This is a genomic window from Allobosea sp., from assembly GCF_035944895.1.
Classification (GTDB): Bacteria; Pseudomonadota; Alphaproteobacteria; order Rhizobiales; family Beijerinckiaceae; genus Allobosea.
Genome location: NZ_DASZAT010000010.1, coordinates 551,363 through 575,751, shown reverse-complemented (window position 1 = coordinate 575,751; position 24,389 = coordinate 551,363). Strand labels below are relative to the sequence as shown.

Genomic DNA, 24,389 nt, shown 5'->3' with positions numbered 1-24,389 from the left:
GTCAGCGCCTCACCGCGGCCAGGCCCTGCGGCCGGATCGCCAGCACGACGACCATGATGACGAAGGTCAGCATCACCGCATAGGTCGGCATGTAGACCGAGCCGAACTGCTCGGCGAGGCCGACGATGAGCGCGCCCATCGCCGCGCCGGGGATCGAGCCCATGCCGCCGACGATGACGACGACCAGCGAGGACAGGAGGATCTTGGTATCCTCGCCCGGCTGCAGCGACTGGAAGGTGCCGCCGACGACCCCGGCCAAGCCTGCAAGCCCGGCGCCGAAGGCAAAGACCATGACGAAGACGAGCTGCACGCGCACGCCGGTCGCAGAGAGCATGTCGCGATCATCGACGCCGGCGCGGACCAGCATGCCGATCCGCGTGCGGTTGAGCGCCAGCCACATCGCGACGCCGAGGATGATCGCGCCGATCAGGATGGCGATGCGGACCAGCGGGTACATCATCATCACCGCCTCGCCATTGCTGCGCAGCGCGACGATGAAGGGCAGTTGCACCGGGCCGGAGAGCCAGTCCGGCGTCGTCACCTGGAAGGTGTCGCCGCCATAGCCCCAGAGCAGGAGGTCTGCGACGATGATGGAGAGGCCGATCGTGACCAGCGTCTGGCGCAGGTCCTGGCCCTCCATCCAGCGGAAGAGCAGCACCTGCATCAGGATGCCGGCAAGGGCGACGACCACGAAGGCGCCGATCAGCGCGGCGAACCAGGATCCCGTCAGGTTGCCGATGCTGTAGCCGACATAGCCGCCGAACAGATAGAGCGAGCCATGCGCGAGGTTGACGTTGCGCATCAGGCCGAAGATCAGCGTGAAGCCGCTGGCGACGAGGAAATAGAGCCCGCCGAGCGTGATGCCGTTGAAGAGCGCGCTCAGGAAGACGCGCTTCCTGCCGAAGGTCAGCTCCATCCACGGCGTCCAGACCGCGAAGATCAGGAAGAGGAGCAGGGCGACCGCGATCAGGATCACCAGCGACCAGATCGGGCGGCGGCCGATGAAGTCAGACATGGCTCGCCCGCGTTTGCGGCAGTCCGACGGTGCGCAGCACCCGGCGATAGTCGCGCGGTGCCATGCCGACATGAGCGGTGAAGAAGCGGGTGAACACGCTCTGGCCGGAGAAGCCGAGGCGGTGGCTGATGCTGGTCACCGGGTCGCTCGACAGCACGATCCTCTCGAGTGCCGCGTCGATACGGGCGGTATTGGCGAAGACCGTCGGGGTGACGCCGACCTGTTGCCGAAAGAGCTTGAAGAAATGGGCGCGCGATAGCCCGGCCTCGCGCGCGATCTGGGCGAGCGCGCCTTCGGACGAGGTATGCTGCTCCAGCAGACGGCAGGCGCGCAGCACCCGCCGATCGAGGGCACCTGCCGAGGTGTCGTGTAGCAGCGAAGAGACGAGCTCGGGTCCGATCGGCTCGCTGGAAGCCTGCGCCAGCGCCATCAGCACCGGGGCGAGGTTGAGCTCGCGATGCTGCGACAGCAGCATCTCGACCGCCTGGTCGCGCCAGGCGGCGAGCTCGCGGGTCACGACCAGCTCGGATGACGGGAAGACCAACGAACTGGCCGACGGCATGGCCTGCGCCGCCAGCCATTCCGGCTTGAGATAGATGACGAGGAACAGGCCGAAGGAACCCGGCTGCTCCGGTTGGAAATTGTGCGGTTCCCAGGGATTGACCGCAACGCCCATGAAGGGATCGACCCGGACCGTGCGGTCATTGACGGTCACGAGGCCGCGCGACCCGTCGAGGAAGAAGATCAGATGAGCCTCGCGGTGGGCATGCACCACCATTGGGCGATCGAGGTCGTAGATCGACACCCGTCCGAACGGACCGTGGCAGACCGCGACTGCGCGACTCATGGCTCCTCGCGTAGCAAAGCCCGGTGGGCCTAAGGCTGCCTCATCAGGTGAGCCTTCGCCCAACGCCGCATTCAGGAAGCGCGCGACGTCGTTGACCGGAGCGGGACGGCTGGCCGGACAGGGCGCGATCCTTGGCGCGCTCCCGTCCGGGGAGTCAGTCGGTAGGAACGACTAGGGCTTGCATTCCGGATTGGTCCGGGAGGGCAGTCCGACGGCCTTGAAGGCGTCCGCAGACAGGCCCATCGTCTTCGAGACATTCGGGACGGTGCGGACGAACTTGTTGGTGAGGTCACCGTTCGGCGCCTCGACGACTTCGGTGATGAAGGTCGTCGCGATCGCCTGCCGGTCGTCGTCGAGCTTGATCGGCCCGTTCGGGGCATCGAGCTCGACCTTGGCGAGTGCGGCCCGGAACTTGGCGCCGCCGTCGGAGAGGTCGGCATTGACCTTCTCCAGTCCCGCCGCCATCCCGCTGAAGGCATTGTAATAATTGGTCGCGAACAGCGAGGGGCTGGCGAAGCGCTTGTCCGCCGGGAAAGCGTCCTGATAGGCCTTCACCCAGGCTTTCCATTTCGGGTCGTCCCAGGCATCGGCGACGCCGCCCGAGGAGGGCGTGCCGACGAGGAGCTTCTTGGCCGCGCCACGCGAGGACAGCACGGTCTGGTCGACCATGATCGAGCCGCCGACAAACTTCGCCTTGCCGCCGGTCTGGCCGTACTGATTGAGGAAGTTGACGGAGTCGCCACCGCCGAGGCCGAGGAAGACGGCGTCGACATCATCGGGAATATTGGCGATGACCGAGCCGAAATCCTTGGTTCCGAGCGGCACCCATTGGCGCTGTACGATCTGGCCGCCGGCCTTGCAATAGCCGAGGGCGAAGCCGAAGACCTGCGTATAGGGGAAGGAGTAGTCCTCGCCGATCACGGCGAGCTTCTTGTAGCCCTTGTCCTTGAAGACGTATTCGCCGAGCCCGGCCATCCACATCGCGCCGTTGCTGTTGAAGCGGAAATAGTTCGGCGACGGATTGACGTAGGTCGTCTCGAGCGCGCCCGAGGACGCATCGACCACGGTGACGTTGGGCACCGTCTTCGAATAATCGCGCATCGCGATGCCCTCGGAACCCGAGAGCGGGCCGAGGATGAGCTGGACCTTGTCCTGCTCGACCAGCTTGCGCGCGGCGCGCAGCGCCGAGTCCGGGCTGGCATCGGTCGCTGCGATGATGAACTCGACCTCGCGGCCGGCAATCTTGCCGCCACGTTGTTTCAGCGCGATCTGGGCGCCGCGCACGCCGTCCTCGCCGCCCGAGGTCAGCGCACCCGAAAGCGTCGCCAAGACGCCGATCTTGAGTTTTTCCTGAGCCTGGCCGGTGCCTCCGGCCGCAATCAAAGCGCACGCCGCGACGGCGGCCATCAGTGCCTTCCGCATTGCATTCACCTCCCTGCGTGGCCGGCCGCGCCGAAGGTGTCCAACGGCGGAGCCGGTGGCGGATTTTTATCCCGCTCTAAATCTAGGCTAGCACAGGCCGGTCTACTGCCAAGGTCGTAGACATTGCCGAGGGTCTGCTTTTCACGGCCCGGCGGAGGCGATGGCGCAGGGCGAGACCCCCCTTAGTCCAGCGCCACGGCGTGGTCGTCGGCGGGCGCGTCCTGCCGGCGGGGCGTGCGCAGCAGCGCCAGGAACGGCAAGGCCGCGAGGCAGAGGATCATCAGCAGCTTGAAGTCGTCGATATAGGCGATGATCATCGCCTGCCGCGTGATCACTTCGTCCAGCGCGGCGCGCCCGGCCAGCGTCGCCGGATCCCAGGCGTGCTTGATCGCCGGCAACTCGAACAGGCGGTTATAGGGCGTGACATAGTTCGCGATCTCGGCGTGGTTCACCTGGACGTTGCGGGTCAGCAGGTAGCTGACCAGCGAAATGCCGACGCTGGAGCCGATATTGCGCGAGAGGTTGTAGAGGCCGGTGCCGTCACCGCGATACTCCGCCGGCAGCGTTGCGAAGGTGATCGTCGTCAGCGGCACGAAGAGCAGGCCGAGCCCGCCGCCCTGGAGGAAGCCGGTCAGCATGATCCGCTCTTGCGAGACGTCGGGCGTCCAGCCGGCCATGTCGTACATCGCCCAGGCGCTGACCAGGAAGCCGGCGCCGAGCAGGATGCGGATGTCGACCTTGCCGATCAGCCGACCGACGAGGAACATGCAGGCCATGGTGCCGAGGCCGCGCGGCCCCATGACGATGCCGGCGGTGACGACTGGATAGCCCAGCAGCGTCTGCAGGTAAGGCGTCAGCAGCGCCAGCGAGGCCAGGTAGCAGATGCCGACGATGAAGATGAAGATCAGGCCGACATTGAAGTTCCGGTCGAGGAACAGGCGCGGCTTGATGAAGGAGTTCTGCGCCGTGAAGGTGTGGACGATCAGGATGTAGACGGCCGCGACGCAGACCGCCGCCTCGACGATGATCTCCAGCGAGTCGAACCAGTCGAGCTGGGCGCCACGGTCGAGGAAGAGCTGCAGCGCGGCGATCGCGAGGCTGAGCGCGCCGAAGCCGATCCAGTCCAGCCTGGCGAGCGCGCTCGACTTGGTCTCGGTGACGAAGATCGAGACGCCGGCCAGTGCCAGGGCGCCGAGCGGCAGGTTGATGTAGAACACCCAGCGCCAGGAGATGTTCTCGGTTAGCCAGCCGCCGAGCACGGGGCCGAGCACCGGCCCGACCATGACCGAGATGCCGAACAGCGCCATGGCGGAGCCGCGCTCCTCCGGCGTGTAGATGTCGAGCAGGATGCTTTGCGAGAGCGGCACGAGCGAGGCGCCGAAGAAGCCTTGCAACAGCCGGAAGCCGACGATCTGGGTCAGAGACTGCGCCGCCCCGCACAGGATCGAGGCGACGACGAAGCCGATGATCGCCACCGACAGCACGCGCTTGCGGCCGAAGCGCGCCGCCAGGAAGCCGGAAGGCGGCGTCATGATCGCCGCGGCGACGATGTAGGAGGTCAGGACCCAGTTGATCTGGTCGGCGCTCGCCGAGACGCTGCCCTGGATATAGGGCAGCGCGACATTGGCGATGGTGGTGTCGAGCGCCTGCATGATCACCGCGAGGATCACGCAGGCGGTGATGGCGCCGCGATTGGCGACGGGCGCCCCGGCCGTGGCGGCTGCGCTGGCCATGGCGGGCCTCTTACCTGGTCTTGCTCTTGCCGACGGCGTCGGAGATGAAGCTCGGCAGGCCGCGGGCGTGGCCGGTGTCGATGTCGAGCGTGACGCTCATGCCGGCGCGCAACAGCGGCTCGTCCGGCGGGGTCTCGATCTTCACGCGCATGGCGATGCGCTGCACGACCTTGACCCAGTTGCCGCTGGTGTTCTGCGCCGGCAGCAGCGAGAAGCTCGCGGCCGAGGCCGGGCTGATGCTGTCGACCGTGCCTTTCCAGACGGCGCCCGGATAGGTGTCGACATAGACCTCGGCGCTCTGGCCCGGCTTCACCCAGGTGAGCTCGGTCTCCTTCGGATTGGCCTGGATCCAGACATGCTCGGTCGAGACCAGGCTGAAGGCATTGGTCGCCGCCTCCAGGTACTGGCCCTTCTGCAGCGAGGGCACATTGGTGACGACGCCGTTCATCGGCGCGCGGACCGTCGTATGGTCGAGCTGGCGCTGCGCCTCGGCCCGGGCCGCGACCGCATCCTTGTAGCGCGGGTGGTCCTCGACCGGCGCGTCGGGCCTGCCGTTGAGGCTGGCGGCGATGCCGGCAAGCTGGTTCCCGAGCTGGGCGAGCTTGAGCCGGGCGCTGTCGAGATCGTGCTTGGCCTGGTCGTAGGTCGCCTGGGAGGCGACGGATTTGGTGGCGAGGTCCTGCTGGCGCTTGAATGCGGTCTCGTAGAAGGCGATGTCGGTACGGGCCTGCTCGATCTGGCTCTGCATGCCCTTGTAGCTGGCCTTCAGCGCCTCGAGATCGTTGCCGACCATGCCGATCTGCGCATCGGCCCGCTCCAGCGCGAAGCGGAACGGCTTGCTGTCGAGCCGGAAGAGCACGTCGCCGGCCTTGACCGCCTGGTTGTCGCGGACGTCGATCTCGCCGACGATGCCGGCGACATCGGTCGAGATGCCCAGGATATCCGCCTGCACATAGGCGTTGTCGGTCGACATCACCTGCCCGCCAACGACGTAATAATAGCCGCCCGCGACGAGGGCGACGGGCAGCAGCGCGAAGAGGATGCGGCGCGTGCGGCTGCGCCCGGCCTGTGCCGCAGTTGCCGGCGTGGCAGCCGGTGCTGCGGTCTCCGGAGCCTTGGCCGCCGGCTGCGGTGCCGCCCTGAGCTCCGGCCGCGGGATCGCGGTCACGTTGCCGGGGGAGGCGGGTTCGGACTCCGCAGCGGGAGCCGCCTCGGCGGGGACGTCTGACTTTCTGGCTGAGTCATCCATTTTGGACCTGCCTTTCGGCCACCGGCACCTGGCAGGCGGCCGTCAGATTCGCTTTCATCTGCCCCAGCGTCGCGAGCAGCTGGTCGCGCTCGGCCTGTGGGATGTCGCCGAACGCCTCCGCCCGGGTGATCTCGCCGAGCGCCAGCAACTCCCTGAGCTTCGGCCGGGCTTTCTCGGTCAGATAGAGCTGCCAGATGCGCCTGTCGGTGGCGTGCGACCGGCGTTCCGCCAGGCCGCAGCTTTCGAGCTTGTCGAGCAGGCGCCCGACCGTGATCGGCTCGACATCCATCAACTCGGCCAGCGCGCCCTGCTGGATGCCGGCATTCTGGTCGAGATAGGCCAGCACCTGCCATTGCGAACGGGTCAGCCCGGAATCGCGGGCGTGCTGCTCGAAACGCTTGCGCAGGAGGCGCGCGACGTCGTGGAGCAGGAAGCCCACGGTCGGCGGCGGCTGCTTGGTTCGAGAAGTCATAAGCATCTATATAATAGCAATGCTTCATTCCGTCTGGAGGGCGACCTGTTCGAGGCTGTGGCGAGTCGTCGCAGCTGGCGGCTCCAATGTGGATCCTCGGCCGAGCCGCGCTCGCCCGGCATGACGCGGGTGGTTCCGCGGGAACCCGGCACCCTCTAGCTTGCGCTGCGCAGGTCCAGCCTGCCGATGTCCCGCGCTCGGGACAGGTGGAGAGACACATGCATTTCCTCTTCGACGGTCCCGAACAGGCCAGGCACACCATTCTCCTCGCCCATGGCGCCGGGGCTCCGATGGATTCCGCCTCGATGACCGCTGCGGCGGGGAGCCTGGCCGGGGAGGGCTTTCGCGTCGCCCGCTTCGAGTTCGCCTATATGGCCAGCCGCCGCAGCGAGGCCGGGCGCAAGCCGCCGCCGCGGGCTGAGACGCTCAATCCGGAATACCGGGCCGCGATCGAGGCGCTGGGGCCGTCGCGATCCCTGATCATCGGCGGCAAGTCGATGGGCGGGCGGGTCGCCAGCATGATCGCCGACGATTTGTTCGCGGCCGGGCGGATCAGCGGCCTGCTCTGCCTGGGCTACCCGTTCCATCCGCCGGCGAAGCCGCAGCAGCTGCGGACGCAGCATCTCGCCGATCTCAGGACGCCGACGCTCATCATCCAGGGCACGCGCGACGAATTCGGCACGCGCGAGGAGGTCGGCGGCTATAGCCTGTCGCCGGCGATCGAGATGCTCTGGCTCGAGGATGGCGATCACGACCTGCGGCCGCGCAAGGCGTCCGGCTTTTCGCCAAGCGGGCACCTTGGGACGATGGCGAAGACCGTCGCGGCCTGGGCGGGCACGAAGCTGGCCTAGGGGTGAGGGCGTTCAGCGGGCCCGGCAGTCGCCGCTTCGGAACGACTTGACCAGTCTCGAAATCACCGGGTCGAACGCCTTTTGCCGCTCGCGATCGTATTCGAGGCGAAAATAGGCCACCGCCTGATCGCAGCCCGGGATGGCGCGCGCATAGACGATGCGGTTGCCCTTGGCTCCGGACCAGACGGCTCCGCTCTTGTTCTGCGTTTGGTAGCTGATGCTCCAGCCGTCGCGCTGGTCGAATGCCTGGCGCTGCCTGGCCTCGGCTGCAAGGCTGCCTTCGGTCGGGTAGCTGCCCCAGACCCGCAATTCGGCAGCGCCGTCTGAAGAGGAAGAAAGGCCGCCATCGCCATTGTCGGCTTCCTCGACCTTGGAGAAGCCGGGCGGGATATCGATCCAGTACTGGAAACGGGCATTGCCATAGCGCTGCCAATCGGACGCGGCAGCCGGGAAGGCGAGCGCGGTCAGCAGGGCGAGCAGGGCCGCCTTGAGGAGCCCGGCCAGCGGGATTCCTGCGGGCCGTCGAGGGCCCGGCGCTCCATTCCAAGTCATCGGTCGCGACCTTCCGCTCAGTTGCGCCTCGTGCCGCGCAGATCGGACGGTGTCGTGCCGAAGCGGTTGCGGAAGGCCCGGTTGAAGACGGAGAGATCGTTGAAACCGGCGCAATAGGCAATGGCGGCGATACCCTCGCCGGCGCGGCGCGGATCGAGCAAAGCGCGGCGGCTCTCCTCCAGCCGCGTCGCCAGCAGCCAGCGCCCGAAGCTCTGGCCGGTTGCGGCGAAACGCGCATGCAGTGTGCGCAGCGAGATGTTGAAATGCGCTGCGACGGTGCCGGGCGAGAGCGTCTCGTCGCCGAGGCGTCCGCGGCAGAAGGCGAGGATCGCCTCATGCAAACGGTCGGGGCCGGGGCCGGCGGCGTCGCTCGACAGCCCGATCAGATTGCAGAGATTATCGGCGAGCAGGCTCGCCGACATCTCGTCGATGACCTCGCCATGCCGGGCGAGCTCGAGGAGATGGCGCCGCGCCAGCGACACGAAGCGCGAGGACAGCGCGATGCGATGCGGACGGCCGCGCACGAGCCAGGGCGCCTTGAGCAGGAGCGTGCGGCGCGGCAGCACCGCGACGACGCGCCGGACATCCTCGGAGAAGGAGAGGCGGAACGGCCGCGCGCCATCGACCAGCCCGATCTCGCCGGGCTTGAGCAGGAGCCGTTCGTCGCCCTGCGAGAGCCGACATTCGCCCCGCTCCTGCAGGCTGACGAGGACGCTGTCGTCGCCTTGTGCGACATGGCGGGAGGTGCGCACCACGTCGTGCCGCGTCGAGCGGAAGCTCGCGATTCTGACATCGCCGAAGCTGCGCCCGGTGATGGAGCCGTGGAAGGCCTCCTGCGGATCGGGCGCCTCGGTCGTGACGTTGAGCACGGCGCGGCAGACGGTCTCGCGCCAATAGTCGAACCCGGAATCGGGTTCGAGACCTTCCGTGCCCCAGACAATGGTCCCCATGACCCTCTCCGCCCGTCAGTCGACAGAACCTGCCGGGACGGGTCCAGCTTTTCATAAGAATGGTTTGCACTCAAAGCCGGAATTTTCTGCACGCAGCGCCGAGACCCCGCCCGGCCTCCCTTCCTAGCTTTCCGATCGGAGGGGCAGAGAAGCGATGCAGACGGATTTCACGGCCGAGCAATTGCGCGATCCCGCGATCCGGGAAGCTGCCGACATCCTCGGAACCTGCGTGCATTACGGCTTCTGCACCAATACCTGCCCGACCTATGTGCTGAGCCGCGACGAGAACGAATCCCCGCGCGGGCGCATCGACCTGATCCGCGCCATGCTGGAGAGCGGCGGGCCGCCGAAGCCGCAGACCGTCGCGCATCTCGACAGCTGCCTCTCCTGCCTGTCTTGCATGACCACCTGCGCGGCGAAGGTCGACTATGCGCATCTGATCGACCGGGCCCGGATCCATGTCGAGCGCCATCATCGCCGCCCGCCGGCAGAGCGCGCCTTGCGGGCGCTGCTTGCCTTCGTGCTGCCGCGGCCGCGCTTGTTTCAGGTCGCGCTGAAGCTCGGCCGGTTCGGTCGGCCCCTGCAGAGGCTGCTGCCGGTGCGGCTGCGGCCGCTGCTGGCGATGATCCCCGAGCGGACGCATACCGAGATTCTGGCGCCGCAGGTATTCAGGGCGGAGGGCGAGAAGCGGGCGCGGGTGGCGTTGCTCGCCGGCTGCGCCCAGCAGGCTCTCGACGGCAACATCAACGCGGCGACGATCCGGCTGCTGACACGGCATGGCTGCGAGGTTGTCGTTGCCGCGGGCGCTGGCTGCTGCGGCTCGCTGACGCTGCATATGGGCCGCGAGAACGAGGCGATGGCGGCAGCCGCCGCCAATGTCCGCGCCTGGATGCGCGAGCGCCGCGGCGAGGGGCTCGACGCGGTGATCGTCAACGCTTCCGGCTGCGGCACCACGGTCAAGGATTACGGCCATCTTCTCGCCCGGATGGCGCTTGCCGGCGAGGCGCAGGAGATCGCCAGTATCGCCCGCGACGTCACCGAATTCATCGCCGGCATCGGGCTTCGGCCGGTCGCGCAGGAGCGTCCGCGCCTGCGCGTCACCTATCACGATGCCTGCTCGATGCAGCATGGCCAGCGCGTCACCCGGCCGCCGCGCGATTTGCTGCGCGCCGCGGGCTTCGAGGTGGTGGACGTGCCGGAGAAGCATTTCTGCTGCGGCTCGGCCGGCACCTACAACCTGCTCCAGCCTGCGACGGCGGAGACGCTGGGCCAGCGCAAGGCAGGAAATATCGACAGTACGGCGCCGGATGTGGTGGCGGCCGGCAATATCGGCTGCCTGACGCAGCTGCGGCGCTATGTCGGCGCGCCGATGGCGCACACCGCCGAGCTGCTGGACTGGGCGACGGGCGGTCCGCTGCCGCCGGCCCTCGCTGGCGTGACACTGACGAGCCGGCCGGCACCGCAGCGTGAGGAGGCGCCGGCCGTGGCTGCCGCCCCGGCGCCGAATGACGATGCCGGCTTCTGGTGACCGGCAAAGACACAGGACAACAGAGGGGAGACGCCGGCATGGCGGAGGCATTCTTCAACGAGGTCGCGGCGGCGATCGGGGCCGAGTGGATCAATCGCAGCGAGGAGACGCTGCGCCGCTATGGCGAGAACACCATGCCGGGCGGCGACCGGCGCCCGCTCGGCGTGATCTATCCCGGCAGCACGGCCGAGGTGCAGGCGATCGTGAAGGCGGCGAACCGCCATGGCGTCGCACTTTATCCGGTCAGCACCGGCAACAATATCGGGCTCGGCAGCCGCTCGGCGGTGCATGCAGGGCAGGTCGTGCTCGATCTCGGACGCCGGATGAACCGCATCCTTGAGATCGACGAGACCCTAGCCTTCGCTGTGGTCGAGCCCGGCGTCAGCTACCAGGCGATGTATGACGAGCTGGTCCGGCGCGGCGACAAGTTCATGGTCGACGTCACCTCCGGTCCGCCGCAGGGCGGCATGCTCGGCAATGCGCTCGACAAGGGCGCCGGCTACGGTCCCTATTTCGACCATTTCGGCTTCTCCTGCGGCATGGAGATCGTGCTGGGGAATGGCGAGGTGCTGCGCACGGGCGACGGCGCGCTCGCGGGCTCCGAGCTGCCGAACTGGCATGTCAGCAAGTACAGCTTCGGCCCGATCCTCGACGGGCTGTTCGCCCAATCGAATTTCGGCATCGTCACGCGCATGGGCATCTGGCTGCTGCCGCGCCCGCCGGCTGTCCGCAGCTTCCACTTCACCTATCCCGACGATGACGACCTCGCCGAGATCGTCGACATCTGCCGGGCGCTCAAGCTCTCCAACTTCGTGCCGACGCTGCTGCGCGTCGCCAACGACGTCTATCTCTGCGGTTCCGAGCATCCGAGTCCGGAATACAGACCCGGCAGCCGTACCTCGATCTCGGATGCGGGCCGGCGCGCTTTGCGGGAGAAGGACAGGCTCGGCGCCTGGACGGTGTCGGGCGCCTTCTATGGTCCGAGCATGGCCGCGATCGAACCGCAGATCGAGCGCGTGCGCGCCGCCTTCGGCAAGTCCGGCAAGGCGACCTACATCCCGCATGAGGAGGCGCTCGGCTTCCACGCCCTGCAGGTCGCGATCAATGCCTGCTCGGGCGTGCCCGGCGTCGGCGAGCTCGGCCTGCTGAAATGGCGGCCCGGCGGCGGCAATCTCTGGTTCCTGCCGGGCACGCCGATGGTCGGCAGCATCGCCAACGAATGCCAGCGCATCTCGCGCCGGATCTATGCCGAGCACGGCATGGACTACATGATCATGAACGTCTGCAGCGCCCGCTTCGCCAGGGGCTTGCACGTCATCACCTTCGATCGCGAGAACCCGGACGAGAACGCCCGCGCCAACGCCTGCTACGAGGCGCTCGCCCGGGCCTATGCCGAGCGCGGCATCTTCGTCGGCCGCGCCCCGCTCGACTACCACGCGCTGCATATGGGCCAGGCCATGCCGGCCTTCCGCGATAGCTGCACGGCGATCAAGGCCGCACTCGACCCGGCCGGCGTGATCGCGCCCGGCCGCTACGGCATCGCTTGAGAGCAGGGATCAGGGAGGAAGCAACGACATGTCCAATAGCCTCAGGATCACTGCGAGCGCGCTGGCGCTTCTCACTGCCCTCGCGACGACCGTGTCGGCCGAGCCGGCGAAATCGATCAAGATCGGCCTCGTCACCACCCTGACCGGGCCGCCGGCGGTGCTCGGCCAGCATACCCGCGACGGCTTCCAGCTCGCGATCAAGCAGCTCGGCGGCAAGATCGCGGGCATTCCGGCCGAGGTGCTGGTCGTCGACGACGAGTTGAAGCCGGAGGTCGGCATCCAGCGCGTGCAGCAACTGATCGAGCGCGACAAGGTCGACGCCATCGTTGGCGTCGTCTTCTCCAACATCCTGATGGCGACGGCCCGGCGCATGGTCGACGGCCAGACCGTCTTCATCGGCACCAATGCCGGCCCGTCTCCGATCGCTGGAGCGAGATGCAGTCCCTACCTGTTCTCGGCCGCCTACCAGAACGACCAGAACGCCGAGGCGATGGGGCGTCACGCCACGCAGAAGGGCTATCGCAAGATCGTGGTCGTCGCGCCCAACTACCAGGCGGGCAAGGATGTCATCGCCGGCTTCAAACGCGAATACAAGGGCGAGATCGTCGACGAGATCTTCGTGCCGCTGACGCAGCCGGACTTCTCCAGCGATCTCGCCAAGATCGTCGCCGCGAAGGCGGACGCGGCCTTCGTCTTCATGCCGGGCGGCCTCGGCGTCACCTTCGTCAAGCAATGGCGGCAGGCCGGCGTCACGCTGCCGATGCTCTCGGCCCACACCATCGACGAGACCAACCTGCCGGCGCTCCAGGATGCGGCGGTCGGGACGTCGGGCGTCACCAACTGGTCCCCCGCGCTCGACGTGCCGGCGAGCCGCGCCTTCGTCGAGACGTTCAAGGCGGAGTACAAGTACACGCCCGCCAACTATGCCGCGCACGCCTATGATGCGGCGATCTGGCTGAACGCTGCCGCGACCTCCCTGAAGGGCGACATCGCCGACCGGACGAAGCTGATCGAGGCCCTGCGCAAGACGAAGTTCGACTCCGTGCGCGGGCGCTTCGCGATCGGGCCGAACCAGTTCCCGATCCAGGATTATTACCTCGTTTCGGTGAATAAGGGCTCGGATGGCAGCTACGCCACGCAGATCGAAAGCAAGATCGCCGAGGGGCTGCCTGACGCCTATGGCAAGGACTGCAAGATGCCGTTCTGAGCGGGCGGCTGCTCAGCCGAGCTTAGCCACGGCACGCAGGTCCTCGGCGGTGGTCGTCGGCAGGCCGAAGAATTCGAGATAGGCCGGGATCTGCTCGAACAGCATGTCGGTGCCGACCTGGACCTGGCAGCCGCGCTGCTGCGCCGCCGCCAGGAAGGGCGTGATGGTCTGCGCCATCACCACCTCGCCGACGAAGGCGGAGGCGGGCAGGCGCGCGATGTCGAGCGGCAGCGGATCGCCGGGCTTCATCCCCAAAGGCGTTGCGTTGACGACGATGTCGAAGCCGGCCGGATCGTTCGAGCCGGTCGAAACCTTGAGCGCGGGGTAATAGCGCGTCAGCCGCCCGCCCAGCGCCGCGGCTGCCCCGCCATTCATGTCGAACAGGCCGAGCTCGGCGACGCCGGCCTTGGCGAGCGATGCGGCGATCGCTGAGCCGACGCCGCCGGCGCCAACCACGAGCGCCCTGGTGCCGGCAACCTGGCGGCCCTTGCGCAGCACGCCGCGCACGAAGCCCTCGCCGTCGAACATGTCGCCGGTCAGCCGGCCGTCGGCCTCGCGGCGCACGGCGTTGCAGGCTCCGGCGATCGCGGCGGTCGGCATGAGATCGTCGACCAGATCGGTCGTCACCACCTTGTGCGGCATGGTGACGAGCGCGCCATGGGCGTTTGAGAGCCGGAAGAACAGCCGGAGGAAATCGGGATAGTCCTCGCTGCGGCTGCCCATCGGCACGACCACCGCATCGATGCCGTCGCGCTCGAAATAGGGGTTGTAGATCAGCGGCGCCTTGAAGCTCTCGGTCGGGAAGCCGAGATGGCCGATGAGCCTGGTCTTGCCGCTGATCATGGCGTCTTCCGTCCTGTTCCGGAGTGGGGAGGCCGGCGTGGCCTCAGCCGGCGCTGCCCGTCCTCAGGGGAATGCCGAGGATCTCGCGCGCCTGCTGCCAGGTCGCGACGGGGCGGCCGTATTTCCGGCAGAGTTCTGTCGCCCGCACCACCAGCGCCGCATTCGAGGGCGCGAGCCGTTCGCGGTCGAGGCGGACATTGTCTTCCAGGCCGGTGCGGGCATGGCCGCCACTGGCGATGGCCCATTCGTTCAGCACGATCTGGTTCGAGCCGATGCCGGCGGCGCACCAGGGCGCGTTCTCGCCGAAGAGCCGCTTCACGGTGCGGATGTAGTAGTCGAACACGTCGCGATCGACCGGCATCGCATTCTTCACGCCCATGACGAACTGGACGTAGGGGCGATCGACGATCTGGCCGCGCTGCCACATCTCGTGCGCCTTGAGGATATGCGAGAGGTCGAAGGCCTCGATCTCCGGCTTGACGCCATGGGTGACCATTTCGGCGGCGAGCCAGTCGACCAGATCTGGCGCATTCTCGTAGACCCGGGTCGGGAAGTTGTTCGAGCCGACGGCGAGCGAGGCCATGTCCGGCCGCAGCGACAGCATGGCGCCGCGGGCCTGGCCGGCGCCCGAGCGGCCGCCGGTCGAGAGCTGGATGATCATGCCGGGGCAGTGCTTCTCAAGCCTCTCCTTCAGACGGCCATAGCGCTCGGGGTCCGAGCTCGGCTTGCCCTCGTCGTCGCGCACATGGCAGTGCGCGATGCTGGCGCCGGCTTCGAAGGCCTCCTGCGTGCTCTCGACCTGCTCGGCGATGGTGATCGGCACCGCCGGGTTGTTGGCCTTGGTCGGCAGCGAGCCGGTGATGGCGACGCAGATGATGCAGGGCTGCGTCATGGCTCAGACGTCCAGGAACACGGTCTCGCCTTCACCCTGGAGGCGAATGTCGAAACGGTAGACGCCGGGCGCGGTGCGCTTTGCGATGAGGGTGCGGCGGCGGTTCTCCTGCTCGACGAGGCCCAGCACGGGGTCGGCGCTGTTGTCCTCGTCGTCGAAATACATCCGGGTGTTGAGGCCGATATTGATGCCGCGCGAGACGAGCCAGAGGCTGATATGCGGCGCCATCATGCGCCTGTTGCGCCCCGGCACGGGACCCGGCTTGATCGTCTCGAAGCTCCAGAGGCCGCTGTCGAAATCGGTGATGATCCGGCCCCAGCCGCGGAAGCCGGGCGCGACCTCGCCATGCCGCGGATCCTCGGGATGGGGGTAGATGCCGTTGGCGTCGGCTTGCCAGGATTCCAGGAGGATGTCCTTCACCGGCGCGCCGGTGCCGTCATAGACGAGGCCCTCGATGCGGATGCGCTCGCCGGGCACGTCCGCGCCGGCGATGGTCTGGCCGAGCTCCTGGCGATAGATGTCGAAGCCCGCCGCGCCCGGCGCCAGGCCGATATGGACGTAAGGACCAGCGGTCTGCGAGGCGGATTCTTTCAGATAGGGCAGGGACTGGACCATGATCAGTTGCCCTCCAGGCGGTTCTCGAACAGGGTCGAACGCCGGCCGCGCAGCACGATGTCAAACTTGTAGGCGAGGCAGTCGAGCGGCACGGCGGCGTTCAGGTCCAGCGGCGCGATGAGCTGGTCGATGGCGCGCTGGTCGGGGATCGTCGCGACGATCGGGCATTTCGCGATCAGCGGATCGCCCTCGAAATACATCTGGGTGATCAGGCGCTGGCTGAAGGCCGTGCCGAAGACCGAGACGTGAATATGGGCCGGTCGCCAGTTGTTGACCCAGTTGCGCCAGGGATAGGCGCCGGGCTTGACCGTGCGGAAGAAATAGTAGCCGTTCTCGTCGGTCAGCGTGCGGCCGCAGCCGCCGAAATTCGGGTCGATCGGCGCGAGATAGCTGTCCTTCTTGTGGCGATAGCGCCCGCCGGCATTGGCCTGCCAGATCTCGACCAGCGTGTTCGGCACGCCGCGGCCGTTCTCGTCGAGGACGCGGCCATGGACGATGATGCGCTCGCCGACCGGGTCGCCGGTCTTGGCGTAGTTCTTGATCAGGTCGTTGTCGATCGGGTCGATGTCGCTGTGGCCGAAGGTCGGGCCGGTGATTTCCGACATCGAGCCCTGGAGCGAAAGCATCGCCAGGCGCGGGCTGCGCCCGACCGAGGTCTTGTAGTCGGGCGTCAGCGCCGGCGGCTGCCAGGTCCGGTCGCGCTGGTAGAACTCCGCTGGTTTCATGGCGTTTCCTCTCGTCCCTTAAGCCGGCTCTTCCTGAGCCATGGCTGCGAAGATGTCCTTCGCGATTTTGATGGCGTGGTTGGCGCGCGGGACGCCGGCATAGATCGCGACGTGGAGGAGAGCCTCCATCACGTCGTCCTGGCTCGCACCGGTGTTGCGCGTGGCGCGCAGATGCAAGGCGAGCTCCTCGTAATTGCCGAGCCCGGCCAGCAGCGCGATCGTCATCATCGAGCGCTCGCGCGTCGGCAGCGTGTCACGGGCCCAGACATGGCCCCAGGCGGCATCGGTGATCAGCGCCTGGAACGGGGCGTCGAACTCTGACTTGTTGGCCTCGGCGCGGCCGACATGGGCCTCGCCCAGCACGCGGCGGCGGATCGACATGCCCTTCTTGGCAAGCTCAGTCATGGGCGTGGGCCCTCAGGAACGGGGACAGGATGGCGGCATAGGCCGCGGGCTTCTCGACACAGGGCAGGTGGCCCGCGCCGGGAATGACGTGGAAGGCGGAACCGGGGATCAGCGCGGCGGTTGCTTCGACCAGCTCGGCAGGGGAGGCGCCGTCGGCATCGCCGGCGATCGCTAGAGCGGGCAGGCGCAGGGCCGCGGTCGCGGCGGTCTGGTCGGCCCGGGAGAGCGCCCTGCAGGCGGCGATGTAGCCGTCCGCCGGCGTCCGGGTCAGCATGGCGCGCCAGAGCGCGAGCTCGGGCGTGGCGCGGAAGGCGGGAGCGAACCAGCGCTCCATCACGGCGTCGGCGATATGCTCCAGCCCATGGCCGGCGATGGCGTCGATGCGGGCCTGCCAGCTTTCGACCGTGCCGAGCCGGGCGGCGGTGTTCGAGAGGACGAGAGCCCGGACCAGCTCGGGACGCCGGCTCGCCACGGTCTGGCCGATCAGGCCGCCGATCGAGAGACCGACGAAGACGATCGGCTTGCCGGCGACCGCCTCGATCAGCGCAATGGCGTCGTCGGCGTGGTCGGCGATGTCGGTGCCGCTGCCCAGCGTCGAGAGGCCGTGGCCCTGCTTGTCATAGCGGATATAGCGCAAATCCCGGGGGAAGAGCGGCAGGACCGCATCCCAGAGCCGCAGATCGGTGCCGAGCGAGTTGGCGAAGATCACCGTCGGAGCGTCCGCCGGGCCGTCCGCACGATAGTGGAGAGCTCCGTAGGGACGGGGCAAGGCTTGCATGTTCTCTCCTCCTGGCCATAACCTATCAGGGTGAAACCGACCCGAATAATGCAAAGATCGCTTGGATCCATAATCGAATGATTATGCACCCTGCCGTCAAGCTGCGTCATATCCGGGCTTTCCTGGACATTGCGGTCGAGGGCAGCCTGTCGGCGGTCGCACGGCGCCAGGGTATCACGCAGCCGGCCCTGAGCCGCACCCTCGCGGAATTGGAGACCTTGCTGGCGACGCCGCTGTTCCGACGCGAGAAGCGGCGTCTCGTGCTGACCGAGCAAGGCGCGCTCTTCCGCCGCCATGCCAGCATCGGATTACAGGCGTTCGAAGCCGGCGCGGCGGCGCTGCATCCGGGCGCGCCGGGCAGCACGATCCGGGTCGGCGTGCTGCCGACGGCAGCGACGCGCCTGTTCCCGCGCGTGGCGCTGCGCTTCCGCGAGATCGCGCCCGAGACCGTGCTGGCGATCGAAACCGGGCCGCATTCCTATCTGGTCGGGCTGCTGCGCGAGGGAGCGATCGACCTCATGCTCGGGCGCATGCCGGTGGCCAGCGAGATGGCCGGCCTGGTCTTCGCCCATCTCTATGAGGAGGAGATCACGCTGGTCGCCCGCGGCGACCATCCGCTGCGCGGCGAGCCGGTGGCGCAATTGCTGGCGCGGGTGCCGGTGCTGCTGCCGCCCGCCACCGCGATCATCCGCCGGGCAGTCGACGATTATCTGATGACGTTCAACCTGGCCGGACTGCAGCCCGCCTTCGAGACGGTCGCGCTGCCGGTGGGGCGCGCGATCCTGCTCGGCTCGGATGCGGTCTGGTTCATTTCGCGCGGCGTCGTCGCCGACGACCTCGACCGCGGCGACCTCTGCGAGATCTCGACCGGCGCGCGCTTCCTGTCGGGTGCGGTCGGCCTGACCAAGCGCCAGGGCGGGCCGGCGGTCCCCGGCCTCGACCTGCTGGAGCGGCTGACCAAGGAGAACGCCGACCGGCAAGATTAGCGCTTCGGCATCCCCGCCGGGCGGGCTGCGCGCTTCTGGGCGGCGATGCGGAAGGGGGCGTTCGGGGCGCCATAGCCCTGATAATTGCCCTGCCGCTGCACGATCTCGAAGAAGAAGCCGTCGGGCCGCGGCGCCGAATAGAACTGGAAGAACTGTCCGCCCGCATCCTCATCATAGAGGATGTTGGACAGGCGCATCCGCTCGACCAGCGCCGGCGGCAGGCCGAAGCGCGCCTCGACGTCGTGATAGTAGTTCGCGCCGATCTGCAGCACCGGGAAGCCGCGCCCGGCCATCGCCGTCGCGGTGGCGAAGATGTCGTCGCTGGCGAAGGCGATGTGCTGGACGGAGGAGCCGAAACTGTCCTCGATGAAGCGCCCGGCCAGGGTCCCGCGCGCGCTGGCTCCGTTCAGGGTGACGCGCAGGCCGCCGGACTGCACTGCCTGCGAGCGGACCAGCCCGTCGGGATCGACGACGTCGACGACCGGCGACTTATGGGCATCGAAGATGCTGGTGTAGAACAGCGACCAGCTCAGCATCTCGTCATAGGGCATGGTCTGGCCGATATGGTCGACCCGCGTCAGCCCTGCGCCCGCGCCTGCCGGGCTCGTCCTGAAGTCGATGTCCCAGATGCGGCCGAGATCGGAGGTCGAGTCCAGGAAACGCAGGACGCTGCCGCCGACGCCGCGAATGGCGGGGATGCTCAGCTCGCCCTCACCCGCGGCCTGCGCATGCGGCTGGGCGAGCAGCGCGCTGGCGCGCTCGAAGGCGGCACGCGCATCGGGCAGCATCAGCGCGATCTCCGACACCGCCGTGCCGTGGACGAGATAGGAGCTGTTGGCGAAACCGCTGGCATCGGTGTTGATCAATACGTTGACGCCGCCCTGCCGCCACAGGCCCACCGGCTTCGAGACATGGTTGCCGGTCTTCTCGAAACCGCAGGAGCGCAGCAGCGCCTCCAGACCGGGCGCTTCCTTGGCGCTGGTGGCGAATTCGAGGAACTCGACGCCCGCGACCGGGGCCGGCGGGGCAAAGGCGGGCAGGTCCGCAGGCAGCGCCGGCTCGGCCCGGCGCACCCGGTCCATCACCGCGATCAGGCTGCGATGGCCGTCCTGCGCCACCAGCCGCGGCAGGCCCGAGCGGAACTGATCGTTGAAGATCTCCAGGCTCAGCGGCCCGGCATAGCCCGTCGCGGTCACGGCGCGCATGAAGCCGGTGACGTCGAGATCGCCTTCGCCCGGCATGTTGCGGAAGTGGCGCGACCAGTAGAGCAGGTCCATGTCGATCGCAGGCGCGTCGGCGAGCTGCACGAAGAAGATCCGGTCGCCGGGGATCGCGCGGATCGAATCCGGATCGATGCGCCGGGCGAGCGTGTGGAAGCTGTCGAGGATCAGGCCGACATTGGGATGGTCGGCGCGTCGCACCACCTCCCAGGCATCGCGATGGTCGTTGACGAAGCGGCCCCAGCACAGGGCCTCGAAGCCGACGCGCACGCCGTGCCGCTTGGCGAGGTCGCCGAGCTCATGGAAGTCCGCGGCCATGCGGTCGATGCCGCCGATGGCGGCCGGATGCGTGGTAGAGCAGACCAGTACGAGATCGGTGCCGAGCTGGTTCATCAGCTCGAACTTGCGGGCGGCGCGGGCAAAAGCCCGGCTGCGATAGGGCTCGGGCAGGCTCTCGAAATCGCGGAAAGGCTGGAACAGGGTGATCTCGAGCCCGGCGTCGCGCACCATCTGGCCGACCTCGCCGGGCGTGAAATCCGAGGCGAGAAAGTCCTGCTCGAAGATCTCGATGCCATCGAAGCCGGCGCCCGCAATGGCTTCGAGCTTCTGCGAAAGATTGCCGGACAGCGAGACCGTTGCGATTGACGTCTTCATCATCTGCCCTTTCGCGACGGCGCGCGCCTGCATGCCCGAAGCTCGCCTGGCCGGAGGCCGGCGAGGATTCGCCGGGCAACGATACCCGGCTGGCGGAGGAAGTGTAGCCCGAAGGTCATCTGAAACGTTTCAGGCCGCGGCTGAGGGATATGTGCCGCGATGGTGCCGGAGGCTTTGTTCATTGGTCGCTTGTCGAGGGGCCGGTTCAGCGGAAAAGGCATGCCGGCCGGGCTGTTCGACCGAGCACTTTTTTAAAGATGCATAATCTCCAGATTATGAATTTCGGCGTAGTTTGCATTATTCATCGCGATTTCGGCTTGGTAGGTTATGAGCAGGAGGAGAGATTGCACGAGACCTACCCCTGCCATGGGCTACTCGACGCTCGCGCGGCCGCTTTCGCGCCACTGTCGATGAGAGCCGATCCTGCGGCACGGCCAGGCTTACGAACCATCTGCTTCTCGTCCCGGGTTCCCCTGCAAGTGAGATAGGCCGTCGGGGACGGCCGGACTTCAAACAAGTCGTGGGTTTCTACGCGTCTTACGGGAGCGGCGCCGGATCGTCGCGGCCTATGCCTGCCTCGAATACGCGGCGCGCGACATGTCGCGACGCAATAAAACAGAAACAAATCAATCATATCGGGAGTGGAACATGACGGCGGCTTTGCATGCTGACATCCAGCACAGGCAACAATCGAAGAAGGCGGCAGCCAGCGGCTGGATCGGCTCGGCGCTGGAATATTATGACTTCTTCATCTACGCGACCGCAGCGTCGCTGATCTTCCCGCAGATCTTCTTTCCGTCGAGCAATCCGACCGTGGCGATCGTCGCCTCGCTGGCGACCTACGGCGTCGGCTACGTCGCCCGCCCGATCGGTGCCTTCGTGCTCGGGCACTGGGGCGACACGCATGGCCGCAAGAATGTGCTGATCCTGTGCATGTTCCTGATGGGCTTCTCGACCATCGCGGTCGGCCTGCTCCCGACCTATGAGCAGGTCGGCATCCTCGCGCCGATCCTGCTCGTCATCATGCGCCTGATCCAGGGCTTCGCCGTCGCCGGCGAGATCTCGGGGGCGAGCTCGATGATCCTCGAGCACGCGCCCTTCGGCCGCCGCGGCTATTATGCCAGCTACACGCTGCAGGGGGTGCAGGCTGGGCAGATCATGGCCGCGGCCGTCTTCCTGCCGCTGGCCCATTTCATGCCGGAAGCCGCCTTCAACAGCTGGGGCTGGCGCATTCCCTTCCTCCTGAGCTTCATCGTCATCATCGCCGGCTGGATCATCCGCCGCGAGGTCGACGAGACTCCGGCCTTCAAGGAGGAGGGCAGCCAGAACGCGACGCCGCGCTCGCCGGTCATCGAAGCGATCCAGACCACCTGGCCGGACATGATCCGCGTTGTCCTGATGGCGCTGATGAACGTCATCCCGGTCGTCGCCACCATCTTCGGCGCCGCCTATGCGGTCCAGGCTGCCTATGGCATCGGCTTCCACAAGGACGTCTATCTCTGGATCCCGGTGATGGGGAACATCGTCGCCTGCCTGGTGATCCCCTATGTCGGCAACCTCTCCGACAAGATCGGCCGTCGGCCGCCCATCATCATCGGAGCCCTCGGCTCCGGCCTGCTCGCCTTCGGCTATCTCTATGCGATCTCGATCCACAGCGTGCCGCTGGCCATCGTGATGTCGCTGCTGATGTGGGGCGTGGTTTACCAGGGCTACAACGCGATCTTCCCGAGCTTCTTTCCGGAGCTGTTCCCGACCAGGACCCGCGTCTCCTCAATGGCGATCTCGCAGAACGTCGGCACTGCGGCCACGGCGCTCTTGCCGGCGCTGTTCGCCACGGTCGCTCCTCCGGGCTCGCAGAATGTCCCGCTGGTGGTCGGTTCGATCGCCTTCGCGATCTGCGTCATCGCGGCAGCTGCCTGCTGGTCAGCCCGCGAGACCTACCGCGTCCGGATGAACGATCTCGGCAATCCCGAGGCGGCTCCGGTCGACCAGGCGAGCTATGAACGCCTGCGGGACGAGAGCATCGCGGCTTCGCGCGGCTAGAACCGGATCGGCTCGGGCCGACCTGGTTTGACCGGCAGGGCGGCTTGAGGTCGCGCTGCATTCGGGCGGAAGCGTCCGGATGCAGCGCGATCGATTCCGAGGGCCGAGATGCCAGGCGTCGATATCGGCCCTGGCTCACGCTCCCGTTGTCATCAGCTATGCGCCGGGGTCTGTTTTCTGGACGAGATGGCTCGTCGCGGCGACCCCCGCGACAAATGGTGTCAAGCGCGCTCAGGGCTCCTGCGCTGAACCGTTCCGTCGCGGCGATGGCCTTGCCTATTTGATTTATCGTGGGGTAGCCATGTCGTTGGGTCCATCGCATCGGGCCGAACGGTCGAAGCCTTCCTTTGAGAAAATCGGGCGCGATAACAACGAGATAGATCGTGCTGCCGCATTGTTCCGGCCGCGCAGTGACCCTAGCCGCGGAGACCGAATGCAGCGGAAATCTCGCCTGTGACTGCCGCGCCGGGAAAGCACATCATCATCGTCGGCGGCGGTGCCAGCGGCGTGCTGATGGCGTTCCACCTGCTGCGCGACCCGCGCGACAATTGCGTGGTGACGCTGATCGAGCGCCGCGAGCGGGTCGGGCCCGGCCTCGCCTTCTCGACCGATCGTCCCGAGCATCTTCTGAACGTCCGGGCCGCGAACATGAGCGCCTTTCCGGACGATCCGCTGCATTTCTGGCGCTGGCTGAGCGAGGCAGCCGCGAGCCGGTTCGAGCCCTGCCCGGATCCCTACTGCTTCGCGCCGCGCCATCTCTATGGCGAGTACATGTCCCAGTTGGTCTCGCAGGAGCGTGCCGGACCGGCGGGGGAGGACCGGCTGACCATCGTCCGGGGCGAATGCCACTCCATCGAGGAGAGGGCGGGCAGGGTTGTCGCGACGCTCGACGACGGCACGACGCATCTCGGGCAGGTCGCCATCCTCGCGACCGGCAACGAGGCTTATGACTGGCAACAGGCCGATCGCCATGTCAGCCCATGGACCGTCGAAGCGGACGCTGCGGCAGAATCCGGCAAGCCGATCCTCATTCTCGGAACCGGCCTGTCGATGGTCGACTATGTCCTGACCCTGCTGCAGTCGGGATATGCCGAGCCGATTCACGCGCTGTCGCGGCGTGGGCTGCTGCCGCGGGTCCACCGCGACGCCTCGCCTGTTCGCTTCGACAAGGAAGACATTCCCTTCGGCGCCAGCGGTGCGACGCTCCTGCGCTGGTTCCGAGCCAGGCTCGCCGATCAGGAGCGCCAGGACGGCGACTGGCGCGGCGTCGTCGACGGTGTGCGGCCTTTCAGCCAGGAGATCTGGTGGAAACTGTCGAGCCGGTCGAAAGCGCGGCTGCTCGAGCATGCGCGGGCGCATTGGGATGTGCATCGCCATCGCATGGCGCCGCAGGCCGACAGGCGGCTGCAGGAGGCGATCGCCAGCGGGCAGTTGCGCATTCTCTCGGGCAGGATGCTGTCCAGCGAGGCCGGCGAGCACGGGCTCTGCGTATCCTATCGCCCGCGCGGCCAGTCCGCTCCCGAGACGTTGTCGGTCGGCAGCATCATCGATTGCAGGGGGATCACCGGCGATCCCAGTCTCTCGAGCAACCCAGCCCTGCAGTCGCTGCTGCGGCAGGGATTGGCGCGGGTCGACGCATTGCGCATCGGCATCGATGTCTCGGCCGATCATGCCGTGCTCGATGCCATGGGGGCGGCCTCGCGCCGGCTTTTCGCGATCGGGCCGCTGACACGGGCGGCGTTCTGGGAGACCGTCGCCATTCCCGACATCCGCGAGCAGTGCACAAGGCTCGCGCGCCAGATCGGATTGCTGTCGGTAGCGGCCTGACGAGGCCGACATGGTGCGCTGCCGATTT

At 67.3% G+C, this 24,389-nt stretch carries 22 protein-coding genes; 7 read left to right on the top strand and 15 right to left on the bottom strand.

From position 1 onward, the window contains the following. Position 1 precedes the first annotated feature (1 nt). From VGV58_RS18395 to VGV58_RS18370, 6 genes are all read right to left on the bottom strand, one after another. Positions 2–1,015 carry a branched-chain amino acid ABC transporter permease gene (locus VGV58_RS18395; protein ID WP_326875475.1) on the bottom strand — a complete coding sequence of 338 codons (1,014 nt, stop codon included), beginning with the start codon at positions 1,013–1,015 and terminating at the stop codon, positions 2–4. After that, positions 1,008–1,862 (bottom strand): helix-turn-helix transcriptional regulator, encoded by an 855-nt coding sequence (locus VGV58_RS18390; protein WP_326875474.1) that lies wholly within the window; start codon positions 1,860–1,862, stop codon positions 1,008–1,010. Before VGV58_RS18390 ends, VGV58_RS18395 begins: the two co-directional genes overlap by 8 nt. Positions 1,863–2,033: 171 nt before the next feature. Next, complete coding sequence (locus tag VGV58_RS18385; RefSeq protein WP_414644016.1) at positions 2,034–3,284, bottom strand: ABC transporter substrate-binding protein; 1,251 nt, start codon at positions 3,282–3,284, stop codon at positions 2,034–2,036. A 182-nt stretch (positions 3,285–3,466) separates the two neighbouring features. Beyond that, positions 3,467–5,017: a DHA2 family efflux MFS transporter permease subunit gene (locus VGV58_RS18380; RefSeq protein ID WP_326875473.1), complete on the bottom strand. Its 1,551-nt coding sequence runs from the start codon at positions 5,015–5,017 to the stop codon at positions 3,467–3,469. Between the two features lie 10 nt (positions 5,018–5,027). Continuing rightward, on the bottom strand, positions 5,028–6,266 hold the full coding sequence (locus tag VGV58_RS18375; protein ID WP_414644015.1) for an HlyD family secretion protein: 1,239 nt from the start codon (positions 6,264–6,266) through the stop codon (positions 5,028–5,030). Further along, the gene (locus VGV58_RS18370) at positions 6,259–6,738 is read right to left on the bottom strand and encodes a MarR family winged helix-turn-helix transcriptional regulator (RefSeq protein WP_326875471.1); all 480 of its coding nucleotides are present in this window, start codon (positions 6,736–6,738) and stop codon (positions 6,259–6,261) included. Before VGV58_RS18370 ends, VGV58_RS18375 begins: the two co-directional genes overlap by 8 nt. A 218-nt stretch (positions 6,739–6,956) precedes the next feature. Here VGV58_RS18370 and VGV58_RS18365 point away from each other — a divergent pair, with 218 nt between their 5' ends. After that, positions 6,957–7,589, top strand: coding sequence for an alpha/beta hydrolase family protein (locus VGV58_RS18365; protein ID WP_326875470.1), 633 nt, complete (start codon positions 6,957–6,959; stop codon positions 7,587–7,589). Positions 7,590–7,601: 12 nt separating this feature from the next. On the opposite strand, the gene VGV58_RS18360 is transcribed toward VGV58_RS18365, so the two are convergent. Both VGV58_RS18360 and VGV58_RS18355 read right to left on the bottom strand, forming a co-directional pair. Next, entirely contained in the window at positions 7,602–8,141 is a 540-nt protein-coding gene (locus tag VGV58_RS18360; protein ID WP_326875469.1) for a hypothetical protein, read from the bottom strand. Between the two features lie 17 nt (positions 8,142–8,158). Then, the gene (locus tag VGV58_RS18355; protein ID WP_326875468.1) at positions 8,159–9,091 is read right to left on the bottom strand and encodes an AraC-like ligand-binding domain-containing protein; all 933 of its coding nucleotides are present in this window, start codon (positions 9,089–9,091) and stop codon (positions 8,159–8,161) included. Between the two features lie 154 nt (positions 9,092–9,245). Here VGV58_RS18355 and glcF point away from each other — a divergent pair, with 154 nt between their 5' ends. Genes glcF through VGV58_RS18340 form a run of 3 tightly spaced genes read left to right on the top strand, consistent with a single transcriptional unit; the run spans position 9,246 to position 13,373 of the window. After that, positions 9,246–10,619, top strand: a complete 1,374-nt coding sequence (glcF, locus tag VGV58_RS18350) for a glycolate oxidase subunit GlcF (RefSeq protein ID WP_326875467.1) — start codon at positions 9,246–9,248, stop codon at positions 10,617–10,619. 38 nt (positions 10,620–10,657) lie between these two features. Beyond that, positions 10,658–12,166, top strand: coding sequence for an FAD-binding oxidoreductase (locus VGV58_RS18345; RefSeq protein ID WP_326875466.1), 1,509 nt, complete (start codon positions 10,658–10,660; stop codon positions 12,164–12,166). A 28-nt stretch (positions 12,167–12,194) separates the two neighbouring features. Beyond that, on the top strand, positions 12,195–13,373 hold the full coding sequence (locus VGV58_RS18340; RefSeq protein ID WP_326875465.1) for an ABC transporter substrate-binding protein: 1,179 nt from the start codon (positions 12,195–12,197) through the stop codon (positions 13,371–13,373). Between the two features lie 12 nt (positions 13,374–13,385). On the opposite strand, the gene VGV58_RS18335 is transcribed toward VGV58_RS18340, so the two are convergent. The 6 genes from VGV58_RS18335 to pcaD are packed head-to-tail and all read right to left on the bottom strand — an operon-like array spanning position 13,386 to position 17,631. Beyond that, on the bottom strand, positions 13,386–14,216 hold the full coding sequence (locus VGV58_RS18335) for a shikimate dehydrogenase family protein (protein ID WP_326875464.1): 831 nt from the start codon (positions 14,214–14,216) through the stop codon (positions 13,386–13,388). A gap of 43 nt (positions 14,217–14,259) precedes the next feature. After that, the gene (locus VGV58_RS18330) at positions 14,260–15,108 is read right to left on the bottom strand and encodes a 3-oxoadipate:acetyl-CoA acetyltransferase (RefSeq protein ID WP_326875463.1); all 849 of its coding nucleotides are present in this window, start codon (positions 15,106–15,108) and stop codon (positions 14,260–14,262) included. Positions 15,109–15,111: 3 nt separating this feature from the next. Beyond that, the gene (gene pcaG, locus VGV58_RS18325; RefSeq protein ID WP_326875462.1) at positions 15,112–15,723 is read right to left on the bottom strand and encodes a protocatechuate 3,4-dioxygenase subunit alpha; all 612 of its coding nucleotides are present in this window, start codon (positions 15,721–15,723) and stop codon (positions 15,112–15,114) included. A 2-nt stretch (positions 15,724–15,725) separates the two neighbouring features. Beyond that, the gene (gene pcaH, locus VGV58_RS18320; RefSeq protein WP_326875461.1) at positions 15,726–16,448 is read right to left on the bottom strand and encodes a protocatechuate 3,4-dioxygenase subunit beta; all 723 of its coding nucleotides are present in this window, start codon (positions 16,446–16,448) and stop codon (positions 15,726–15,728) included. Between the two features lie 18 nt (positions 16,449–16,466). After that, entirely contained in the window at positions 16,467–16,853 is a 387-nt protein-coding gene (gene pcaC, locus VGV58_RS18315; RefSeq protein WP_326875460.1) for a 4-carboxymuconolactone decarboxylase, read from the bottom strand. Beyond that, positions 16,846–17,631, bottom strand: a complete 786-nt coding sequence (gene pcaD, locus VGV58_RS18310; RefSeq protein ID WP_326875459.1) for a 3-oxoadipate enol-lactonase — start codon at positions 17,629–17,631, stop codon at positions 16,846–16,848. Before pcaD ends, pcaC begins: the two co-directional genes overlap by 8 nt. 77 nt (positions 17,632–17,708) lie before the next feature. Here pcaD and VGV58_RS18305 point away from each other — a divergent pair, with 77 nt between their 5' ends. Further along, positions 17,709–18,617 carry a LysR substrate-binding domain-containing protein gene (locus VGV58_RS18305; RefSeq protein WP_326875458.1) on the top strand — a complete coding sequence of 303 codons (909 nt, stop codon included), beginning with the start codon at positions 17,709–17,711 and terminating at the stop codon, positions 18,615–18,617. Here the strand turns inward: VGV58_RS18305 and VGV58_RS18300 are convergent. Further along, entirely contained in the window at positions 18,614–20,491 is a 1,878-nt protein-coding gene (locus VGV58_RS18300; protein WP_326876166.1) for a bifunctional sugar phosphate isomerase/epimerase/4-hydroxyphenylpyruvate dioxygenase family protein, read from the bottom strand. The two genes, VGV58_RS18305 and VGV58_RS18300, sit on opposite strands and share 4 nt — an antisense overlap. A 648-nt stretch (positions 20,492–21,139) precedes the next feature. Between VGV58_RS18300 and VGV58_RS18295 the strand changes: the two genes are divergently transcribed. Together VGV58_RS18295 and VGV58_RS18290 are read left to right on the top strand one after the other, a co-directional pair. Further along, complete coding sequence (locus VGV58_RS18295) at positions 21,140–22,534, top strand: MFS transporter (protein WP_326875457.1); 1,395 nt, start codon at positions 21,140–21,142, stop codon at positions 22,532–22,534. A gap of 453 nt (positions 22,535–22,987) precedes the next feature. Further along, positions 22,988–24,361 (top strand): FAD/NAD(P)-binding protein, encoded by a 1,374-nt coding sequence (locus tag VGV58_RS18290; RefSeq protein WP_326875456.1) that lies wholly within the window; start codon positions 22,988–22,990, stop codon positions 24,359–24,361. Positions 24,362–24,389: the final 28 nt, after the last annotated feature.

Excerpts from the sequence above, each read along its gene's own strand:
- VGV58_RS18395 (WP_326875475.1), bottom strand. The coding sequence starts at position 1,015 with ATGTCTGACTTCATCGGCCGCCGCCCGATCTGGTCGCTGGTGATCCTG.
- VGV58_RS18390 (WP_326875474.1), bottom strand. The coding sequence starts at position 1,862 with ATGAGTCGCGCAGTCGCGGTCTGCCACGGTCCGTTCGGACGGGTGTCG.
- VGV58_RS18385 (WP_414644016.1), bottom strand. The coding sequence starts at position 3,284 with ATGCGGAAGGCACTGATGGCCGCCGTCGCGGCGTGCGCTTTGATTGCG.
- VGV58_RS18380 (WP_326875473.1), bottom strand. The coding sequence starts at position 5,017 with ATGGCCAGCGCAGCCGCCACGGCCGGGGCGCCCGTCGCCAATCGCGGC.
- VGV58_RS18375 (WP_414644015.1), bottom strand. The coding sequence starts at position 6,266 with ATGGATGACTCAGCCAGAAAGTCAGACGTCCCCGCCGAGGCGGCTCCC.
- VGV58_RS18370 (WP_326875471.1), bottom strand. The coding sequence starts at position 6,738 with ATGACTTCTCGAACCAAGCAGCCGCCGCCGACCGTGGGCTTCCTGCTC.
- VGV58_RS18365 (WP_326875470.1), top strand. The coding sequence starts at position 6,957 with ATGCATTTCCTCTTCGACGGTCCCGAACAGGCCAGGCACACCATTCTC.
- VGV58_RS18360 (WP_326875469.1), bottom strand. The coding sequence starts at position 8,141 with ATGACTTGGAATGGAGCGCCGGGCCCTCGACGGCCCGCAGGAATCCCG.
- VGV58_RS18355 (WP_326875468.1), bottom strand. The coding sequence starts at position 9,091 with ATGGGGACCATTGTCTGGGGCACGGAAGGTCTCGAACCCGATTCCGGG.
- glcF (WP_326875467.1), top strand. The coding sequence starts at position 9,246 with ATGCAGACGGATTTCACGGCCGAGCAATTGCGCGATCCCGCGATCCGG.
- VGV58_RS18345 (WP_326875466.1), top strand. The coding sequence starts at position 10,658 with ATGGCGGAGGCATTCTTCAACGAGGTCGCGGCGGCGATCGGGGCCGAG.
- VGV58_RS18340 (WP_326875465.1), top strand. The coding sequence starts at position 12,195 with ATGTCCAATAGCCTCAGGATCACTGCGAGCGCGCTGGCGCTTCTCACT.
- VGV58_RS18335 (WP_326875464.1), bottom strand. The coding sequence starts at position 14,216 with ATGATCAGCGGCAAGACCAGGCTCATCGGCCATCTCGGCTTCCCGACC.
- VGV58_RS18330 (WP_326875463.1), bottom strand. The coding sequence starts at position 15,108 with ATGACGCAGCCCTGCATCATCTGCGTCGCCATCACCGGCTCGCTGCCG.
- pcaG (WP_326875462.1), bottom strand. The coding sequence starts at position 15,723 with ATGGTCCAGTCCCTGCCCTATCTGAAAGAATCCGCCTCGCAGACCGCT.
- pcaH (WP_326875461.1), bottom strand. The coding sequence starts at position 16,448 with ATGAAACCAGCGGAGTTCTACCAGCGCGACCGGACCTGGCAGCCGCCG.
- pcaC (WP_326875460.1), bottom strand. The coding sequence starts at position 16,853 with ATGACTGAGCTTGCCAAGAAGGGCATGTCGATCCGCCGCCGCGTGCTG.
- pcaD (WP_326875459.1), bottom strand. The coding sequence starts at position 17,631 with ATGCAAGCCTTGCCCCGTCCCTACGGAGCTCTCCACTATCGTGCGGAC.
- VGV58_RS18305 (WP_326875458.1), top strand. The coding sequence starts at position 17,709 with ATGATTATGCACCCTGCCGTCAAGCTGCGTCATATCCGGGCTTTCCTG.
- VGV58_RS18300 (WP_326876166.1), bottom strand. The coding sequence starts at position 20,491 with ATGAAGACGTCAATCGCAACGGTCTCGCTGTCCGGCAATCTTTCGCAG.
- VGV58_RS18295 (WP_326875457.1), top strand. The coding sequence starts at position 21,140 with ATGACGGCGGCTTTGCATGCTGACATCCAGCACAGGCAACAATCGAAG.